Origin of the sequence: Streptomyces sp. HSW2009, from assembly GCF_040240285.1 — a bacterium.
In the GTDB taxonomy this organism is placed as follows: domain Bacteria; phylum Actinomycetota; class Actinomycetes; order Streptomycetales; family Streptomycetaceae; genus Streptomyces.
On record NZ_JBEHZD010000104.1, the window covers coordinates 1 to 18,100 of the forward strand.

Genomic DNA, 18,100 nt, shown 5'->3' on the forward strand with positions numbered 1-18,100 from the left:
CCCCCCCCCCCCCCCCCCCCCCCCCCCCCCCCCCCCCCCCCGCGCGGGCGGCCCCCCCCCCCCCGGGGGGCCCCCCCCCCCCCCGAGCCAGGTCCGTACCGGCGGCACCTGCACCGCCGCCGCCAACGCCCCGGCCCCGGCCACCGCGGCGACGGCCACCGGCAGCCGCCGCACGGCCGCGAAGTGGCGGTAGCTGAAGGCCGGCCCGTACCGCTCGGACGCGGCGGCCGAACGCGCCACCACCTGCGGGTCGATGGTCGGCAGCGGCACCCCCCAGGCGTCGACGGCCCGGCTGTGGTGCAGCGCGCCCAGCGGTGCCCGCACCGTGCGCCCCACCGGGAGTGGCTCCCTGCGGCGCCTCGCCCGGGCCGTGCGCGCCATCGCGACCGGCCGGGAGATGACGGTCAGCGCCGAGGCCAGGGTGCCGCCGGAGATCGTGGCGTTGGTGCGTACGTAGCCGTCCACCCGCAGCGGCACCCCGACCGGCAGCAGGCCCACCGTGTAGCGGGCGCCGAGGTCGGCCGGCACCGAGTCGAAGCCGCAGGCGTGCACCAGCCGGGCCCCGGTCGCGCGGGCGCGCGCGTGATGGCGCAGGTACGTCCGGTCCACGAACTCCGGCTCCCCGGTCAGATCCAGGTAGTCCGTACCGACCGCGGCGCACGCGGCGACCAGCGGCTCGCCGTGCGTCAGGTACGGGCCGACGGTGCTCGCGACCACCCGGGTACGGGCCGCCAGCGCGGCGAGCGCGGCCGGGTCGGCGCTGTCGGCGGTGAGCAGCGGCAACTTCGCGTGGGCCGGGTCCGCGGCGGCCAACCCGGCACGCACCGCCGCCAGCCGCTCCCGACTGCGCCCCGCCAGCGCCCAACGGAACCCGGGTGGCGCATGCTCGGCCAGATACTCGGCGGTCAGCGCGCCCGCGAAGCGGGTGGCACCGAAGAGCACCAGGTCGAAGGCGCGCGGCGGGCCGGGGTGGGAGCGCGACATGGTGTCCTTTCACGGCCGCGGGCGGGCCCGGGGGCCGGTCTTGCGGGGATGGCCGGGTGGGAGAACCCGTGGGTGGGTTGGGTGGGAGAACCGCAGTGGGCCGGGCGGGAGTTGCGCAGCGAGGCGGGTGGGAGAGGCGAGCCGGGTGGGCAGGGATGCCGGGCCCGGTCCGGTCCGGGCCGTGGTGGGGTGCGAGGCCGGTGCGTGGTCCGGGGGCTGAAGGGAAGAGCCGTCACGCTAGGCAGCTCTTGACGATCAGTCAATGTGTGGCGACCGGGCGCCGTGTGCTTGACAGGCGTGCGGCGCTCCGTCACATTCACCCCCATCATGGGACGTCCGATGTCCTTATTATCGTCATTGCAGGCATTCTCGTGGTTTTCCTGGATTTCGCCGTTGCTGCCGTCGCCGTCCCAGCCGCCGCCCTCGCCGCCGTCCCCGTCCCCGCTGCCGTCCCCGACCCCGTCGTCGTCGTGTCCACCACAGCCGCCGTGTCCGCCGCAGTCGTCGCTCCCGCCGCCGTTGGCGGCGCACTAGCGCCGCCCCCCACCCTGGCCGACACCCCCGTAGAAAGCTGGTCCTGATGCGCTTTCCGGTTCCCCTCACCGGCGTCGTCCCGCCGCTGTGTACCCCGCTCACCCCCACCGGCGACGTGGACACCCGCTCGCTGGCCGCGCTCACCCGCCGGCTGCTCGACGCGGGCGTGCACGGGCTGTTCGCCCTTGGCTCCAGCGGCGAGGCCGCCTACCTCACCGACGCCCCGCGCCGTACCGCGCTGGAGACGGTGGTGACGACCGCGGCCGGCCGGGTGCCGGTGCTCGCCGGGGCCATCGACATGACCACCGCCCGGGTGCGCGAGCACGCCGCCAGCGCCGCGGCCTGCGGCGCCGACGCGATCGTGGCCACCGCCCCCTTCTACACCCGCACCCATCCGGTCGAGGTCGCCGACCACTTCCGGCGCATCAGGGCCGGCACCGAGCTCCCGCTGTTCGCGTACGACATCCCGGCCTCCGTACACACCAAGCTCACCGCGTCCGTGGTGCTCCCGCTGGCCGTCGAGGGGACGCTGGCCGGGCTCAAGGACAGCAGCGGTGACGCGGGCGCGCTGCGCCGGCTGCTGGTCGAGGCCCGGGAGGCGGGCCTGGCCGAACGGTTCTCCGTACTGACCGGCAGCGAACTGGCCGTGGACGGGGACCTGCTGGCCGGCGTGCACGGCGTGGTGCCCGGCCTCGGCAACGTGGACCCGGCCGGCTACCTGCGGCTCTACGCGCACGCCAGGGCCGGCCGATGGGCCGAGGCCGTCGCCGAACAGGACCGGCTCGTCGCCCTGTTCGCCCTCACCGACGCCGGCGACCCGACCCTGATGGGCGGCAGCTCGGCCGGGCTCGGCGGCTTCAAGACCGCGCTCCACCTGCTCGGCGTCATCGACAGCCCGCACACCGCGGCCCCGCAGGTCCCGCTGGACACCACCGCCGTGGAGCGGGTGCGCAAGCTGCTGGAAGGGGCGGGGCTGCTCTCATGAAGGACACCGGTCTCATGGCTGGCTCCGGTGACACGGACCGCCCGCGCTGGTACCGCGAGGTCTCGCCGGGCCAGTGGAAGGCCATGTTCGCGGCCTGGCTCGGCTACCTCCTGGACGGCTTCGACTTCGTCCTGATCACCCTGGTGCTGACCGAGATCGCCGACGAGTTCGACCTCAGCGGGGTGCAGGCGGCGAGCCTGGTCTCCGCCGCGTTCATCACCCGCTGGCTCGGCGGCGCGCTGCTCGGCGCACTCGGCGACCGGTACGGCCGCAAGTCCGCCATGATCATCAGCATCCTGCTGTACTCCCTGGGCACCTTCGCCTGCGGCTTCGCCTGGGGCTACGCCAGCCTCTTCGTCGCCCGGCTGCTGATCGGCATGGGGATGGCCGGCGAGTACAGCGCCAGCGCCACCTACGTCCTGGAGAGCTGGCCGCCGCGGCTGCGCAACCGCGCCTCCGGGTTCCTCATCTCCGGCTACGCGGGCGGCACCATCATCGCCGCCAAGCTGTACGAGTGGCTGGTGCCGCAGTGGGGCTGGCGCTGGATGTTCTGGATCGGCGTGCTGCCCGTCCTGGTCGCCCTGTGGGTGCGGCGTGCGCTGCCGGAGGCCGAGGAGTGGAGCGCGCAGGCGGCCACCGACCAGCGGCGGCCGAACCCGTTCGCCCCGCTCTTCGCCGACCGCCGCCGGAGCTGGCTCAACGTGACGCTCGCGGTCGTCGCCAGCGCCGCGCTGTTCTGCGTCTTCACCCCGCTCGGCAAGGGCCTGGTGTGGCCGCTTTCGCTGCTGGCCGCGGGCGCGCTGATCGCCTTCGGCGTGCAGGTCGGCGGCCGACGGCAGTGGATCTTGTACGTGTCGCTGATGGCCACCGTCTTCTGCGCCTTCCTCTACAGTTGGCCGATCCAGGCGCTGCTGCCCACCTACCTCAAGACCGAACTCGGGTACGCGCCGGGACAGGTCGCCGACGTCATGTTCTACGCGGGCTTCGGCACCATGTGCGGCTGCTGGCTCGCCGGCTTCGTCGGCGACTGGATCGGCACCCGGCGCGCCTACGCACTGACCCTCACCGGTTCGCTCGCCTTCGTCTTCCCGGTCTTCGCGGTCCAGGACCACCTGGTGGCGCTCGGCGTGCTGCTCTTCGGACTGCTGGCGCTCAGTCAGGGCATCTCCGGCATCCTGCCCAAGTACATCGCCAGTCACTTCCCGACCGGCAACCGGGCCGCCTCGCTCGGCTTCGTCTACAACGTGGGCGCGCTCGGCGGCGCGGTCGCCCCGGTGCTCGGCGCCCATCTGGCCGAGGGGATGCCACTCGGCCGGGCGCTGGCGGTGCTCACCTTCGGGCTCACCCTGGTGGTGATCGTGCTCGTCGGCTGCGACGTGCCGCGCCGGCTCGCCCGGCTGACCGACCCGGACGGGCCCGACGACCACCTGGTCCCCACGGCCCGGCCGGCCCCACAGGTCCCGCCGGCCCCACCGGCCCCGACCGGACTGCCGGACCGCGCCCCGGCCGACTGAGGGCCGCCGCCTGCGCACCGGCCACTGTCCGCGGACCGGCCACCGACCATGGACCGGCCACCGCCAGCGGACCGGCGCTCGCCCAAGGACCGGCCACCACCCGCGCACCCGCGACCACCCGCGCACCCGCGACCACCCGCGGACCAGGCCACCGCCCGCAGCCTCACGCCCGCCCGCAGTCCCGCCACTGTCCACAGCCCCCGCAGCGCACTCCCCAAGGCTCCCGCCCACCGGCCCAACTCGGCCGCCCGGCGGGGGCCTTCGGGCTTCCCGGACCCGGCCGCCCGCGCCCCGCCGTCGACGCGCCGGGGGCTTGTGGAAACTGGAACGTGTTCTTAGCATCGGCGGTGTTACAGCAGAAGTGTCACAACGACGTGGGGGCCGGATGACGGCAACACCGCACGGTCCGCTCACCGGGGTGCGGGTCGTGGAGCTCGCAGGCATCGGCCCCGGTCCGTACGCGGCGATGGTCCTCGCCGACCTCGGCGCCGACGTCGTCCGCGTCGCCCGCCCCCCCGGCCCGGTCCTCGGCATCGTCCCGGCGCACGACCTCACCAACCGCAACAAGCGCTCGGTGACCGTCGCCCTCAAGTCCGACCGCGGGCCGCAGACCGTGCTCGACCTCGTCGAGCGCGCCGACGTCCTCATCGAGGGCATGCGGCCCGGCGTCGCCGAGCGGCTCGGCGTCGGCCCCGACGCCTGCCTGGCCCGCAACCCGCGCCTGGTCTACGGCCGGATGACCGGCTGGGGCCAGCACGGACCGCTCGCCCAGCGCGCCGGACACGACATCGGCTACCTCGCCACCACCGGCGTGCTCGGCATGATCGGCGCCCCGGACGCGCCGCCCGCCATCCCCGCCAACCTGCTCGGCGACTACGCGGGCGGCTCGCTCTACCTGGTCATCGGCGTCCTCGCGGCGCTGCAACACGCCCGCACCCCCGGCGGCACCGGACAGGTCGTGGACGCGGCCATCGTGGACGGCGCCGCCCATCTGTCCACCATGATCCACGGCATGCTGGCCGCCGGCGCCTGGCAGGACCACCGCGGCGTCAACCTGCTCGACGGCGGCTGCCCGTTCTACGGCGTGTACGAGACGGCCGACGGCGGATACATGGCCGTCGGCGCCCTTGAGCCGCAGTTCTACGCCGAGTTCACCGCCCTCATCGGGATCGCCGACCAGGCCCCCGAGCAGGGCGACACGGCCCGCTGGGAAGAACTGCGCGCCCAGGTCGCGGCCCGCTTCAAGACCCGTACCAGGCAGGCGTGGACCGAGGTGTTCGAACCGTCGGACGCGTGCGTGGCGCCCGTGCTCTCGCTGCGCGAGGCGCCCACCCATCCGCACCTGGCCGCCCGCGGCACCTTCACCGACCACGCCGACGTCGTCCAACCCGCGCCCGCGCCGCGCTTCTCCGCCACCCCGGGCAGCGTGCGCCGGCCGCCCGCGCTGCCGGGCGCCGACACCGCCGAGGTCGCCGCGGACTGGGACGTGCCCCGGCTCACCGGGCCGACCGCCGCCCCCTAAACCCCCGCCGGCGCACCGCCCGCCGGCCCGCCCGCACGACCCGTACGGCAGCCCCCGAGGAGAACCGAGTGAAGCGCCAGATCTTCGCCGCCGAGCACGAGGCGTTCCGCACGACCGTGCGCACCTTCCTGGCCAAGGAGGTGCTGCCGCACTACGAGCGCTGGGAGGCGAACGGCATCGTGGACCGCGACGCCTGGCTGGCCGCCGGGCGGCAGGGGCTGCTCGGCCTCGCGGTGCCCGAGGAGTACGGGGGCGGCGGCCCGCCCGCCTTCCGCGACAGCGCCGTACTCGCCGAGGAGTTCGCCCGCGCCGCCGCCCCCGGCATCGCCATCGGCCTGCACAACGACGTCATCGGCCCGTACCTGACCTCGCTCGGCACCGCGGAGCAGCGGCGCCGCTGGCTGCCCGGCTTCTGTAGCGGCGAGCTCATCACGGCCATCGCCATGACCGAACCCGGCGCCGGCTCTGACCTCCAGGGCATCCGCACCACCGCCACCGACGAGGGCGACCACTGGCTGCTCAACGGTTCCAAGACCTTCATCTCCAACGGCATCCTCGCCGACCTGGTGGTCGTCGTCGCCAAGACCACCCCCGAGGGCGGCGCGCACGGCACCAGCCTGCTGGTGGTCGAGCGGGACACGCCCGGCTTCGAGCGGGGCCGCAACCTCGCCAAGCTCGGCCAGAAGTCGCAGGACACCGCGGAACTCTTCTTCCACGACGCGCGCGTGCCCAAGGAGAACCTGCTGGGCGAGCTCAACGGCGGATTCATCCACCTGATGAACAACCTCGCCCAGGAGCGGCTGCACATCGCGATCTCCTCGCTGGCCGGCGCCGAGCACCTCCTCGAACTGACCACCACGTACGTCAAGGAGCGCGAGGCGTTCGGCCGGCCGCTGGCGAAGCTGCAACACGTACGCTTCGAGATCGCGGAAATGGCCACCGAATGTGCCGTGACCCGCACCTTCGTGGACCGCTGCATCGTGGACCACGACGCCGGCGAACTGGACGCCGCCCACGCCTCCATGGCCAAGTGGTGGGCGAGCGAACTCCTCAAGCGGGTCACCGACCGCTGCCTCCAACTGCACGGCGGATACGGGTACATGGCCGAGTACCCCATCGCCCGGGCCTTCACCGACGGCCGCATTCAGACGATCTACGGCGGCACCACCGAGATCATGAAGGAGATCATCGGCCGGTCCCTGCTCTCCTGACCCCACCGCCCCGGTGCGCGCGGACACGCCGACTCCGGTGGCCCACCCCGTACCGCACCCCTGAAAGGCTTCCGACGTGAGCACCGAAGCGTACGTATACGACGCGATCCGCACCCCGCGCGGGCGGGGCAAGGCCACCGGCTCCCTGCACGGCACCAAGCCCATCGACCTGGTGGTCGGCCTCATCCACGCGCTGCGCGAGCGCCACCCGGACCTGGACCCGGCCGCCATCGACGACATCGTGCTGGGCGTCGTCGGACCCATCGGCGACCAGGGTTCGGACATCGCCAAGATCGCCGCCCTGGCCGCCGGGCTGCCCGACACCGTCGCCGGCGTGCAGGAGAACCGCTTCTGTGCCTCGGGCCTGGAAGCCGTCAACCTCGCCGCCGCGAAGGTCCGCTCCGGCTGGGAGGACCTGGTGCTGGCCGGCGGCGTCGAGTCGATGTCCCGGGTGCCGATGGCGTCCGACGGCGGCGCCTGGTTCGGCGACCCGATGACCAACCTGGAGACCGGCTTCGTACCGCAGGGCATCAGCGCCGACCTGATCGCCACCATCGAGGGGTTCAGCCGGCACGACGTCGACTCCTACGCCGCGCTCTCCCAGGAGCGGGCCGCCCAGGCGTGGAAGGACGGCCGCTTCGACCGCTCGGTGGTCCCGGTCCGCGACCGCAACGGCCTGACCGTCCTGGACCGCGACGAACACCTGCGCCCGGGCACCACCGCCGAGTCGCTGGCCTCCCTCAAGCCCTCCTTCGCCACCATCGGCGACGCCGGCGGCTTCGACGCGGTGGCGCTCCAGAAGTACCACTGGGTCGAGTCCATCAACCACGTCCATCACGCCGGCAACTCCTCCGGCATCGTGGACGGCTCCGCGCTGGTGGCCATCGGCAGCAAGGAGGTGGGGGAGCGGTACGGGCTGACGCCGCGCGCCCGCATCGTCTCGGCGGCCGTCTCCGGCGCCGACCCCACCATCATGCTCACCGGACCCACCCCCGCCTCCCGCAAGGCGCTGGCGAAGGCCGGTCTGACCATCGACGACATCGACCTGGTCGAGATCAACGAGGCGTTCGCCGCGGTCGTCCTGCGCTTCGTCAAGGACATGGGCCTGAGCCTGGACAAGGTCAACGTCAACGGCGGCGCCATCGCGCTCGGCCACCCGCTCGGGGCCACCGGCGCCATGCTGCTCGGCACCGTCATCGACGAACTGGAACGCCGCGCGCAGCGGTACGGCCTGATCACGCTGTGCGTGGGCGGCGGCATGGGCGTCGCCACCGTCGTCGAGCGCGTCTGATCGCCCCGCCGCCAACCCCTCATACGGAGACAGACAGATGAGCACCGAGCAGCCCCCGCAGCCCACCACCATCCGCTGGGAACAGGACGACACGGGCGTGGTCACCCTGGTCCTGGACGACCCGGACCAGTCGGCGAACACCATGAACGCCGCCTTCAAGGCGTCGCTGACCGCCGTCGCCGACCGCCTCGAAGCCGAGCGGGACTCCGTCCGCGGCGTCATCGTCACCTCGGCCAAGAAGACCTTCTTCGCCGGCGGCGACCTGCGTGACCTGATCGCCGTCACCCCGGGCCAGGCGCAGCAGGTCTTCGACGCCGGCCTGGCCCTCAAGCGCGACCTGCGCCGCATCGAAACCCTCGGCAAGCCGGTCGTCGCGGCCATCAACGGCGCCGCGCTCGGCGGCGGTTACGAGATCGCCCTCGCCTGCCACCACCGCATCGCCATCGACGGGTCCGGCGGCAAGATCGGGCTGCCCGAGGTCACCCTCGGCCTGCTGCCCGGCAGCGGCGGCGTGGTCCGCACCGTACGCCTGCTCGGCATCACCGACGCGCTGTTGAAGGTGCTGCTCCAGGGCACCCAGTACGCCCCGGCCCGCGCGCTTGAGGCCGGCCTGATCCACGAGCTCGCCGTCGACCGGGACGAACTCCTCGCCAAGGCAAGGGCGTTCATCGACGCGCACCCCACCGCGCAGCAGCCCTGGGACACCGACGGCTACAAGATCCCCGGCGGCACCCCGGCCCACCCCAAGTTCGCGGCCAACCTGCCCGCCTACCCGGCCAACCTCAAGAAGCAGCTCAACGGCGCCCCCTACCCGGCGCCGCGCAACATCATGGCCGCGGCCGTCGAGGGCGCCCAGGTCGACTTCGAGACCGCGCAGACCATCGAGGCCAGGTACTTCACCGAACTGGTCACCGGCCAGACGGCCAAGAACATGACGCAGGCGTTCTTCTTCGACCTCCAGGCCGTCAACTCGGGCGCCAACCGGCCGCAGGACGGCGCGCAGCACACCGTGCGCAAGGTCGCCGTGCTCGGCGCCGGCATGATGGGCGCCGGCATCGCCTACTCCTGCGCCAGGGCCGGCATCGAGGTCGTACTCAAGGACGTCAGCCAGGAGGCCGCGGACCGCGGCAAGGGCTACTCGGAGAAGCTGTGCGCCAAGGCGGTCTCCCGCGGCCGGACCAGCCAGCAGAAGGCGGACGCGCTGCTGGCCCGCATCCGGCCCACTGCCGATCCGCAGGACCTGGCGGGCTGTGACGCGGTGATCGAGGCGGTCTTTGAGAACACCGAGCTCAAGCACCAGGTGTTCCGCGAGATCGAGTCCGTCGTGGCGCCGGACGCGCTGCTGTGCTCCAACACCTCCACGCTGCCCATCACGCTGCTGGCCGAGGGCGTGCAGCGGCCGGTGGACTTCGTCGGCCTGCACTTCTTCTCACCGGTGGACAAGATGCCGCTGGTGGAGATCATCAAGGGCGGCAAGACCGGGGACGCGGCGCTGGCCCGTGCCTTCGACCTGGTCCGGCAGATCAACAAGACCCCGATCGTGGTCAACGACTCCCGCGGCTTCTTCACCTCCCGCGTCATCGGCCAGTTCCTCAACGAGGGCGTCGCCATGCTCGCCGAAGGCGTCCCGGCCCCCACCATCGAACAGGCCGCAGGCCAGGCCGGCTACCCGGCCAAGGTGCTCTCCCTGATGGACGAGCTGACGCTGACGCTGCCGCGCAAGATCCGCGAGGAGAGCAAGCGGGCCGTCGAAGAGGCCGGCGGCGAGTGGCCCAGCCATCCCGCGGAGGCGGTCATCGACCGCATGGTGCTGGAGTTCGACCGCCCGGGTCGCAGCGGCGGCGCCGGTTTCTACGACTACGTGGACGGCGAGCGGGCCGGCTTGTGGCCCGGCCTGCGCGAGCACTTCGGCGCCCCGGACGGCGCGCCCGACGTGCCCTTCGGCGACCTGGTGGAGCGGATGCTGTTCGCCGAGGCGCTGGACTCCGTGCGGTGTCTGGAAGAGGGCGTGCTGACCTCGGTGGCCGACGCCAACATCGGCTCCCTGTTCGGCATCGGCTTCCCGGCCTGGACCGGCGGCGTCCTCCAGTACATCAACGGCTACCGGGGCGGCCTGCCCGGCTTCGTCGCCCGCGCCCGGGAACTCCAGGCCGGCTACGGCGACCGCTTCGCGCCGCCGACCCTGCTGCTGGAGAAGGCCGAGCGCGGAGAGCGGTTCACGGACGCGTGAGGGGCCCGGCGGGCCGGGGGGGCCGGGGGGGGGGGGGGGCGGGGGGGGGGGGGGGGGGGGGGCGGCGGGGGGGGGGGCGCCGGTCGGGTGGGGTCGGCGGGCGACCGGGTGTGGCGGCGCGATGCGGGGCTGGCTTGGCGGCGGGCCCGGCAGGCGCGGCGGGCTGGACCTGGTCGGCACCGGTCGCGGTGGCGCGGCACCCGGCGGGCCGCACAACCCCGCACCCGCACCCGCACGTACGCCAACCCGCCCGCGTACGCTCACCCGGCCGGGTCCCGCTCCCCGTATCCGGCCCGCAACTCCTCGCGCAGCGACCGCTGGAAGGCGGTCACCAGGGCCTGGACGACCATCGGTTGCATGTGTGCGGACAGCGACCGCATGGCCGACAGGTCGGGGGCCGGCTGGCCGGCGCGGTGCGGGCCCCACACCTCGTCGCGGAAGAGGCGGCTCAGCTCGCGGGCCGCGGCGCGCGAGTGGTCGAGGACGACGGCACGGGCCGCGCGCACCGTCTCCAGCGGAATGGGCACGTCGAGCAGTCTGATGCCCAGGTGCAGGATGGCCGGGTCGACGCGGAACACCTCGGGGTCGGCGGTGCGCTCCAGCACGTCCATCGCGGCCAACCGGTCCAGGTCCTCGTCGGTCAGGGCGCGGCCGGCCCGGCGCTCCAGGGCCGCGCGGTCGGTCTCGGCTGCCGCGTCCGGCGTCCAAGAAGCGACCAGCGCCCGGTGAATGGCCAGGTCGTGGGCGCTGATGTCGGGCGGCAACTGCTGGAGGTAGCGCTCGATGGCCGCCAGCGTTAGGCCGTGGTGCTGGAGTTCCTCGATCAGGGCGAGCCGCGACAGGTGCTCGGGCCCGTACCTGCCCACCCGGCGCGGCCCGATGAGCGGCGGCGGCAGCAGACCGCGGGTGCCGTAGAAGCGCACCGTGCGCACCGTCACCCCGGCCCGGGCCGCCAACTCGTCGATGGTCAGGCCGAGCTTGCCGGCGCTGCCGCCGGCCGGTGCGGCGCCGCCTGCCGGGGGGCCCGCCGCGGGGTCCGCACCCGGCGCCCCTCCGTCGCCCGGGCCGCTGGGGTCGCTGGTCGCCGGCACCGTCATCGGCTGCGCCTCGCTCTCTGACCGCTCGGGTGCCGTGGGGCGGCCGGTCGGGGCCTGGTGCGTACGCGGCACGGGGTACCTCTGGGTTCAACAGTATTGCTGTCGCACCGCCCCTGTGAAACCTCCCGTGCACGGATCGGCGGTGTCCACGGCTAGTGGACGCGGCCCCGGCGGCGCCCCGGCCCCGCCCCGTGCCGGCCTCCGATCCGCACCGGCTCCGCGCAGGTCACCGCAGAGGTGGACGTGGTGTGAGAAGACCCACGAGTGGGCGTGCGCGGCGTTCTGCGGATGTGAGACTGCCGCGGGCCACCGGTCCACTGGCCCAGACCAATTGACATGCGCTTCCCCCCACGGCGAAAGGCACAGTTCGTGAGCAACGAGGCCGTTCAGGACGGAACCGAGCCGAAACCCGGCGAGGTCGTGCAGGACGCGGGTGACGCGGGGTACAGCAAGGACCTCAAGGCGCGTCACATCAACATGATCGCGATCGGTGGTGCGATCGGCACCGGCCTGTTCCTGGGCGCCGGTGGACGCCTGGAGTCCGCCGGGCCCGCGCTGGCCATCGCGTACGCCGTCTGCGGGTTCTTCGCCTTCCTCGTGGTGCGCGCACTGGGCGAAATGGTGGTCTACCGGCCCTCGTCCGGCTCCTTCGTCTCCTACGCGCGGGAGTTCCTGGGCGAGAAGGGCGCGTACGTCGCGGGCTGGATGTACGTGGTGAACTGGTCGACCACCGGCATCGCGGACATCACCGCCATCGCGCTGTACACGCACTACTGGAGCATGTTCAGCGACATCCCGCAGTGGGTGCTGGCGCTGATCGCGCTGGCCGTGGTGCTGTCGCTCAACCTGATCTCCGTGAAGATCTTCGGCGAGTTGGAGTTCTGGTTCGCCATCATCAAGGTCGCGGCCCTGGTGATCTTCATGGCCATCGCCATCTTCCTGCTGGTCACCCAGCACGAGGTGGGCGGCGAGACACCGGGCATCAGCGTCCTCACCGACAACGGCGGCATCTTCCCGACCGGGCTGCTGCCGGTGGTCGTGGTCCTCCAGGGCGTGGTCTTCGCCTACTCCGCCGTCGAGTTGGTCGGCGTCACCGCCGGCGAGACCGCCGAACCGGAGAAGGTCGTCCCACGGGCCGTCAACTCCATCATGTGGCGCGTCGGCATCTTCTACGTCGGATCGGTCATCCTGCTGGCCCTGCTGTTGCCCTGGGACGGCTACAGCGAGGGTGAGAGCCCGTTCGTCACCGTACTGTCCAAGATCGGCGTACCGGCCGCGGGTCACGTGATGAACCTGGTGGTCCTCACAGCCGCCATGTCCAGCCTCAACTCCGGTCTCTATTCCACCGGCCGCATCCTCCGCTCGATGGCCAAGGCGGGCTCGGCACCGCGCTTCACCGGACTGATGAACCGTCACCAGGTGCCGTACGGCGGCATCATGCTGACCTCGGCGGTGTGTGTGGCTGGCGTGGGACTGAACTACGTGGTGCCGGGCAAGGCGTTCGAGATCGTGATCAACATCGCGGCGCTCGGCATCATCGCCGCCTGGTCCTCGATCATGCTCTGCCACATCGTCTTCGTCCGCCGCGCCGAGGCCGGCCAACTCACCCGCCCCGCCTTCCGGCTGCCCCTCTCGCCGTACACCGAGATCGCCACCATCGGCTTCCTGGCCAGCGTGATCGTGCTCATGTGGTACGACGGCGGGGTCGGCCGGGACACCGTGATGCTGGTCCCGGTCATCGTCAGCGGCCTGGTCCTCGGCTGGTTCGTGGTCCGCGGCCGGGTGCGCGAGACCAGCGCCGCGCAGGACGGGGCGGCCGACGCCGGGAGGTGAGCGGCGGGGCGGGGGCGTCGCGGGGGGGCGGCGAGTGGGCGCGGGGGCACCGTGCGGGGTGCCGCCGGGCGGGGTGAGGGTGTGACGGGGCGCGGCGGCGCCTCGCGCTCCGGTCCCCTCCGCGGCTCCCGCTGAAGTCCCGCGCCCCGGCCCCCTCCGCCGCCCCGTGCCCGCGCCGAGGCCCCGCGCCCCGGTCCCACCCCGCCGGCCCACGCGCCCCTACGCCGCCCATCGGCGAAGTGACGTAGGCCCCGTAGACGACACCCGTTTGTCGCTACGTCATCCGCAACCCCGTCACATTCCTTGTGCCGCACCCCATTTACCGCTTTCTTATGGTCATGCGCACCACGGGGAACAACCGCGACGGGGGTCGTCATGGGGCTGGAGCGGGCTGGGGCGTCAGAACGGGACCGGGCCGTGGAGGAGTACGTCGAACGACGGCTGCACCGTACCCCCACCGCCGGCTGGCCCGGCCGTAGCCGGCCGCCCCCCGCGGGCGCCGCCGCGCCGGAGACCACGCTGCTGCTCGGCCCGCGCGGCAGCGGCAAGACCACCTTGCTGCGGCACCTCGCCGACTGGGCCGCGCGCGCCCCGGTGGCCCACCTCGACCTGGCCGCGCTCGGCCGCGCCGGCGGCCAGCCGCTCGCCGCGCTGGCCGCCCTCGTCTTCGACCTCAACGCCCGCAAACGGGACTTCCCCCCGCTGGACTTCCCCTCCTTCGCGCTGTTGGCCATCGCCGTGGCCACCGAGGTGGACGGCACCGCAAGGGACCGCGCCGTACGGGAGATGGAACAGGCCCTGGCCGGCCCGCCCGACCAGCGGACCGACTCGCTCGCCACCTTCGCCGACGCAGCCGCCACCCTCGGCGCCCCCGCCCTGGTGCGGGCCGCCCTGTTGCTGCTGCCGCAGTGGCGCGGCGGCTGGGCGAAGCTGCGCACCCGCTGGCGCCTGGCCAGGCTGCGCCGCTCGGCCCCGCACCAGCCCGTCAGCACCTTCCTGCTGGCGCTCAACAGCCGGTACGGGGCGCAGGAGGAGAGCCAGCGCGAGCGCGCCGAAGCCGTGCTCTTCCGGGCCTTCGTCGACGACCTGTGCCGCGCCTACCAGGGCCGCGGGGCCCGCCGCCGCACCACCCGCTGCCTGGTCCTGCTCGACAACGTGGACTGCCCGCTCGGCGACCAGTTCCTGCGCCACCTCCTGGAGGCCAGACGGCGGGTCGACGGGGACGATCCGCTGCTCGTGGTGGCCTGTGCGGGCAGCTACCCGGAGGTCCTGAAGACCTTCTCCTGGGGCGGCCCGCCGCCACCGGGCGGCTACCCGGGCCGCTGGCCGGCCGGGCAGGCCAAGTTCACCCCCGAACGGGTCGCCCCCGGCCTGCGCGTGGGCCAACTCCGCGACCTGCACCGGCACGAGGTGGAGCAGCAGGCCAAGCAGATCCTGCGGACCGCAGGCCACCAGGTGCCGCCGCCGCAGGTGGACAGCGGTGTGAAGTGGCTGGGCTGGGCCGTGTACGAACTCACCCGCGGCCAGCCGGCCGCCACCGCCCGGGTGTTGGACGCCCTGCTGTCCCACGGCGAGCAACTGACCTGGGACGAGCGGCTGCGCCGCTGCTTCGAGCCGTCGGGCCCGCTGGTGGACGACCTGCTCGCGCGCCTGTTGCCGATCGGCGCCAGCGGCGAACTGGTGCGGGTGCTGACCCGGGCGTCGGCCGCCGTCGACCTGGCCCCGGCGGGCGCCGCCCGTACGCTGTGGGACGAGGCGGACGCCGCCGTACAGAAGGAGTTCGAGGACTTCTGCGCGGACGGGCTGTGCACCTTGCACATCGACACCGGCGACCGGGCGGCCGACGGCCGGCCCGAGACCCCGCACCCGGTGCTCCGCTTCCTGCTGCTGCGCAAGCTGGCCGCCGCGGGGGGCGGTGCGGGCGGGGGTTCGGGCGCGGATTCCGGTACGGGTGCAGGCGCGGGCTCGGGTACGGGCGATGCGGCGCCCTCGCCCTGGCACGCCGCGCACACCGCCCTGCGGGCCAGGGCCGCCGAGAGCGCGCCCGGCGTCGCCGCCTACCACGCACTGGCCGTCGGCGACCTGCCGGCTGCCGCGCACTACCTCAACGACCGGTTCGAACAGGGCACGCCCCAGGAGTGGTGCACCGAACTGTGCCGGCTGCGCCGGGCCCCCGTACCCGCCCCCGGCGGCGCCCTGGAGGGCCCGCCCTGGGAACACTACGAACAGCGCGTCGCCTTCCTCGCCGAGGGCGAGATCGACAGCAGGCTGCGCACCGTCACCCGGCTCCTCGCGGCGAGTTGGATCGCGCCCGAGCCGCCCACCAGCGCCGAGACCGACCGGGCGGGCGACCCGTACCGCAACCCGCTCGGTGATCCGTACGCCAAGCTCTACGGCGAGATCGCGGCCCGCTTCCGAACCCTGGCCGCGCACACCGACAGCGCCGACTGGTATCCGGTGCTGCTGGCCAAGGCGGCCCAGTACGAGGGGGAGCCCTGGTGAGCGAGGCGAGTGCACGACGGTTCACCCCGGCGAGACCGCCGGTGCGGTGGCATCTGTGGACGCTGGTCGCCCTGGTGGGCATGGCGCTGGTGGCGGTCGGGCTGCCGATGGCGGCCGACCGCTGGTGGAGCACGGACCACCGGTGCGCCGACGGGGTAGTCGAGCGCGGCCCGGCGCAGGAGTGCGTGGGCGTCACCGACGGCTCGTACGTGTTCAGCGCGGAGCTCGCCGAGGTCAGCGCGAAGATCCGGGCGGAGAACCAGCGGGTGGCGGAGTCCGGCGAGGACTGGGTGGCCGGCGCCTACACCGAGCCGATCACCCGCCGCGCCGACACCCCGGCCCACAGCGACCGCTCGCCCGAGGTGATCCGGCAGGCCGTCGAGGGCGCCTACCTCGCGCAGGTCGAGCTGAACCGGGGCGGCGGCCGGGGCCGCACGCCGCAGATCAAGCTGTTGCTCGCGAACAGCGGCCAGGGCGGCGAGCAGTGGCGCCCGGTCGTCGCCCAACTGGTCGCCCTGGCGGGCGGGGACGCCGGGCGCCTGGTGGCCGTCGCCGGCTTCGGCCAGAGCACGTCCACCACCAGGGCGGCCGTGGGGGCGCTGCGCGCGGCCGAGGTGCCGATGGTCGGCTCGACCGTGGCCGCCGACGACCTGGCCACCCCCGCCCCGACGTTCTTCCGCGTCTCCTCGCCCAACACCGACCAGACCGCCGTCGCCGCCGCCTACCTCAAACGGCGCCAGACCCGCGGCTTCCGGCTGGACGTGGTGCGCGACATCAAGCGGGACGACACCTACAACCAGTCGCTCGGCACCGCCTTCGTGCGGGCCGCGAAGGCGGCCGAGCTGCGCCTTGAGACGCCGAACGGCCACCGCTTCGTCTCCGGCAGCCCCTCGGCGGCCAACACGCTGGCCGGCATCGCCGAGACCGTCTGCCGCCCCGAACGCCGCTTGGACGCGGTGTACTTCGCCGGCCGCGGCCGGGAACTGAAGCTGTTCATCGAGGCGCTGACCGCACCCGGGCGCAACTGCCCGCTGACCGTGCTCTCCGGCTCCAGCGCGCTGGGGGTCTTCTACGACCCACCGGCCACCGGTGACGGCGCGGCCGGCGGCGACGTGCTCGCCCGGTGGCGGGCGAACACCGGACTGCGCGTGCTGTACACGGCCTACGCCCATCCGTCCGCCGCCGCCCGCATCTATCCGACCAGGGCCGACAACCCCTTCCCCGCCTTCGCCGACGCCTACGACCTGGCCTTCGGCGGCGACCGTGACCTCCAGAGCGGCCAGGCGATGATGGGGCACGACTCGGTCCTCACCCTCGGCACCGCCATCCGGGCGGCGGCCGGCCCGCAGGGCGGCGACGCGGTGGACGCGGCCGGCGTCCGCAACATGCTGCTCCAGATCGGCCAGAGCCGTACGGTGCCCGGGGTGAGCGGCCCGATCGCCTTCGACACCAACGGCAACCCGCACCACAAGCCGATGGCCCTGGTCGAACTGCGCCCCGAGCCGGAGCGGCGCTACACCTACCGGGAGACGATCTGGGCCGACGACGCGCGGTAGCCGCGGACGCGCCGGGCCCGGGTTGCCCGCGACTCGGGTTGCTCGGGACCTGGGTTGCTCGGGACCTGGGACTTGGGTTGTTCGGGTTGATCGTGGGTTGATCGTGGGTTGGCCATGGGCGCACGGGTTGGTCGGGTTGCTCGGTGGTCCGGGGCCGTTCGGGTTGCTCGGGGTGTGGCGCGGGTGCGGGGTGACGGGGCGTCGGGGGAAGGAGCCGGTCGGCCGGCGCGGGCCCGGTGGGCCGGTGACCTGGGTGGGACCGGTCCCACCCGGCGGCTGTGACACTGCCCGGCAGGCCACGCAGGCCACGCGGACCGGCCACAGGGAGTTGCCCGCCATGGACGATCAGGACCACCACCCGCCGACCGGCATGCCGCCGGCCGTCGTGTTCAGCGTCGTCGCGCTGTGGTTGCAGGTGGTGGCCTGGGCCGTGTTGGGTTGGTACGTGCTGTCCCGCATCGACGAGCGGCACGAGCACGGCCAACCGGTGGAGGCCGAGGGCCCGCTCCAGTTCCTCGCCGTCCTCTTCTTCGCCCTGGCGCTGTGCCTGTTGGTGGCCGGCTGCTGCTTCTTCCGGCGCTCGCTGCTCGCCTGCAAGCTGGTCTACGGCTACGAGGTGGTGGCCGTGGCGCTCGGGGTGCTGGGCATCGCGGTGACGACGGCGTCCACCGGGTTCGAGCCGGCCCTGTTGATCGCTCCCGTCCTGCCGGGCGCCGTCTGCTGGGCGCTCAGCAGCGAGGGCTCGGACGACTGGTTCCTGCCGCTGCCGGGGTGGGACGCGCCGTCGGGGCGCGCGGGCGAGGACGGGGGCTGAAGGCTGAGGGGCGGGGCGTGCGGGGTG

The 18,100-nt window shown here is 73.6% G+C and carries 13 protein-coding genes; 11 read left to right on the forward strand and 2 right to left on the reverse strand.

Annotation, left to right across the window (positions count from 1 at the left end):
• A partial coding sequence (locus AAHZ94_RS11115) for a saccharopine dehydrogenase family protein (RefSeq protein ID WP_349992607.1) occupies positions 1-984 on the reverse strand: 984 nt, incomplete at its 3' end.
• 371 nt (positions 985-1,355) lie between these two features.
• Here AAHZ94_RS11115 and AAHZ94_RS11120 point away from each other — a divergent pair.
• The 7 genes from AAHZ94_RS11120 to AAHZ94_RS11150 all read left to right on the forward strand — a co-directional run bounded on the left by AAHZ94_RS11120 (position 1,356) and on the right by AAHZ94_RS11150 (position 10,271).
• A complete protein-coding gene (locus AAHZ94_RS11120; protein WP_349992609.1) occupies positions 1,356-1,565 on the forward strand; it encodes a hypothetical protein in 210 nt (69 codons plus the stop codon).
• The gene (locus tag AAHZ94_RS11125; protein WP_349992610.1) at positions 1,565-2,503 is read left to right on the forward strand and encodes a dihydrodipicolinate synthase family protein; all 939 of its coding nucleotides are present in this window, start codon (positions 1,565-1,567) and stop codon (positions 2,501-2,503) included. The genes AAHZ94_RS11120 and AAHZ94_RS11125 overlap by 1 nt, the downstream gene beginning before the upstream one ends.
• 14 nt (positions 2,504-2,517) lie before the next feature.
• The gene (locus AAHZ94_RS11130; protein ID WP_349992612.1) at positions 2,518-4,017 is read left to right on the forward strand and encodes a sialate:H+ symport family MFS transporter; all 1,500 of its coding nucleotides are present in this window, start codon (positions 2,518-2,520) and stop codon (positions 4,015-4,017) included.
• A 385-nt stretch (positions 4,018-4,402) separates the two neighbouring features.
• Positions 4,403-5,539 (forward strand): CaiB/BaiF CoA transferase family protein, encoded by a 1,137-nt coding sequence (locus AAHZ94_RS11135; RefSeq protein ID WP_349992613.1) that lies wholly within the window; start codon positions 4,403-4,405, stop codon positions 5,537-5,539.
• Between the two features lie 68 nt (positions 5,540-5,607).
• Positions 5,608-6,750: an acyl-CoA dehydrogenase family protein gene (locus AAHZ94_RS11140; RefSeq protein ID WP_349992615.1), complete on the forward strand. Its 1,143-nt coding sequence runs from the start codon at positions 5,608-5,610 to the stop codon at positions 6,748-6,750.
• Positions 6,751-6,826: 76 nt separating this feature from the next.
• Positions 6,827-8,041, forward strand: a complete 1,215-nt coding sequence (locus AAHZ94_RS11145) for an acetyl-CoA C-acetyltransferase (RefSeq protein ID WP_349992616.1) — start codon at positions 6,827-6,829, stop codon at positions 8,039-8,041.
• Between the two features lie 37 nt (positions 8,042-8,078).
• Positions 8,079-10,271, forward strand: coding sequence for a 3-hydroxyacyl-CoA dehydrogenase NAD-binding domain-containing protein (locus tag AAHZ94_RS11150; RefSeq protein ID WP_349992617.1), 2,193 nt, complete (start codon positions 8,079-8,081; stop codon positions 10,269-10,271).
• 260 nt (positions 10,272-10,531) lie between these two features.
• Here the strand turns inward: AAHZ94_RS11150 and AAHZ94_RS11155 are convergent, their stop codons facing one another.
• Positions 10,532-11,440: a MerR family transcriptional regulator gene (locus AAHZ94_RS11155; RefSeq protein WP_349992618.1), complete on the reverse strand. Its 909-nt coding sequence runs from the start codon at positions 11,438-11,440 to the stop codon at positions 10,532-10,534.
• Between the two features lie 297 nt (positions 11,441-11,737).
• Here AAHZ94_RS11155 and AAHZ94_RS11160 point away from each other — a divergent pair, with 297 nt between their 5' ends.
• The 4 genes from AAHZ94_RS11160 (at position 11,738) to AAHZ94_RS11175 (ending at position 18,073) form a co-directional block, all read left to right on the forward strand.
• Positions 11,738-13,201: an amino acid permease gene (locus AAHZ94_RS11160; protein WP_349992620.1), complete on the forward strand. Its 1,464-nt coding sequence runs from the start codon at positions 11,738-11,740 to the stop codon at positions 13,199-13,201.
• Positions 13,202-13,576: 375 nt separating this feature from the next.
• Complete coding sequence (locus tag AAHZ94_RS11165) at positions 13,577-15,703, forward strand: ATP-binding protein (protein WP_349992621.1); 2,127 nt, start codon at positions 13,577-13,579, stop codon at positions 15,701-15,703.
• Positions 15,700-17,259 carry a type 1 periplasmic-binding domain-containing protein gene (locus AAHZ94_RS11170; protein ID WP_349992623.1) on the forward strand — a complete coding sequence of 520 codons (1,560 nt, stop codon included), beginning with the start codon at positions 15,700-15,702 and terminating at the stop codon, positions 17,257-17,259. Before AAHZ94_RS11165 ends, AAHZ94_RS11170 begins: the two co-directional genes overlap by 4 nt.
• Positions 17,260-17,596: 337 nt before the next feature.
• Complete coding sequence (locus AAHZ94_RS11175) at positions 17,597-18,073, forward strand: hypothetical protein (protein ID WP_349992624.1); 477 nt, start codon at positions 17,597-17,599, stop codon at positions 18,071-18,073.
• Positions 18,074-18,100 lie beyond the last annotated feature (27 nt).

What these genes read in the sequence shown, in the direction of transcription:
- AAHZ94_RS11150 (WP_349992617.1), top strand. Translation starts at nt 8,079, where the DNA reads ATGAGCACCGAGCAGCCCCCGCAGCCCACCACCATCCGCTGGGAACAG.
- AAHZ94_RS11130 (WP_349992612.1), top strand. Translation starts at nt 2,518, where the DNA reads ATGGCTGGCTCCGGTGACACGGACCGCCCGCGCTGGTACCGCGAGGTC.
- AAHZ94_RS11125 (WP_349992610.1), top strand. Translation starts at nt 1,565, where the DNA reads ATGCGCTTTCCGGTTCCCCTCACCGGCGTCGTCCCGCCGCTGTGTACC.
- AAHZ94_RS11165 (WP_349992621.1), top strand. Translation starts at nt 13,577, where the DNA reads ATGGGGCTGGAGCGGGCTGGGGCGTCAGAACGGGACCGGGCCGTGGAG.
- AAHZ94_RS11175 (WP_349992624.1), top strand. Translation starts at nt 17,597, where the DNA reads ATGGACGATCAGGACCACCACCCGCCGACCGGCATGCCGCCGGCCGTC.
- AAHZ94_RS11135 (WP_349992613.1), top strand. Translation starts at nt 4,403, where the DNA reads ATGACGGCAACACCGCACGGTCCGCTCACCGGGGTGCGGGTCGTGGAG.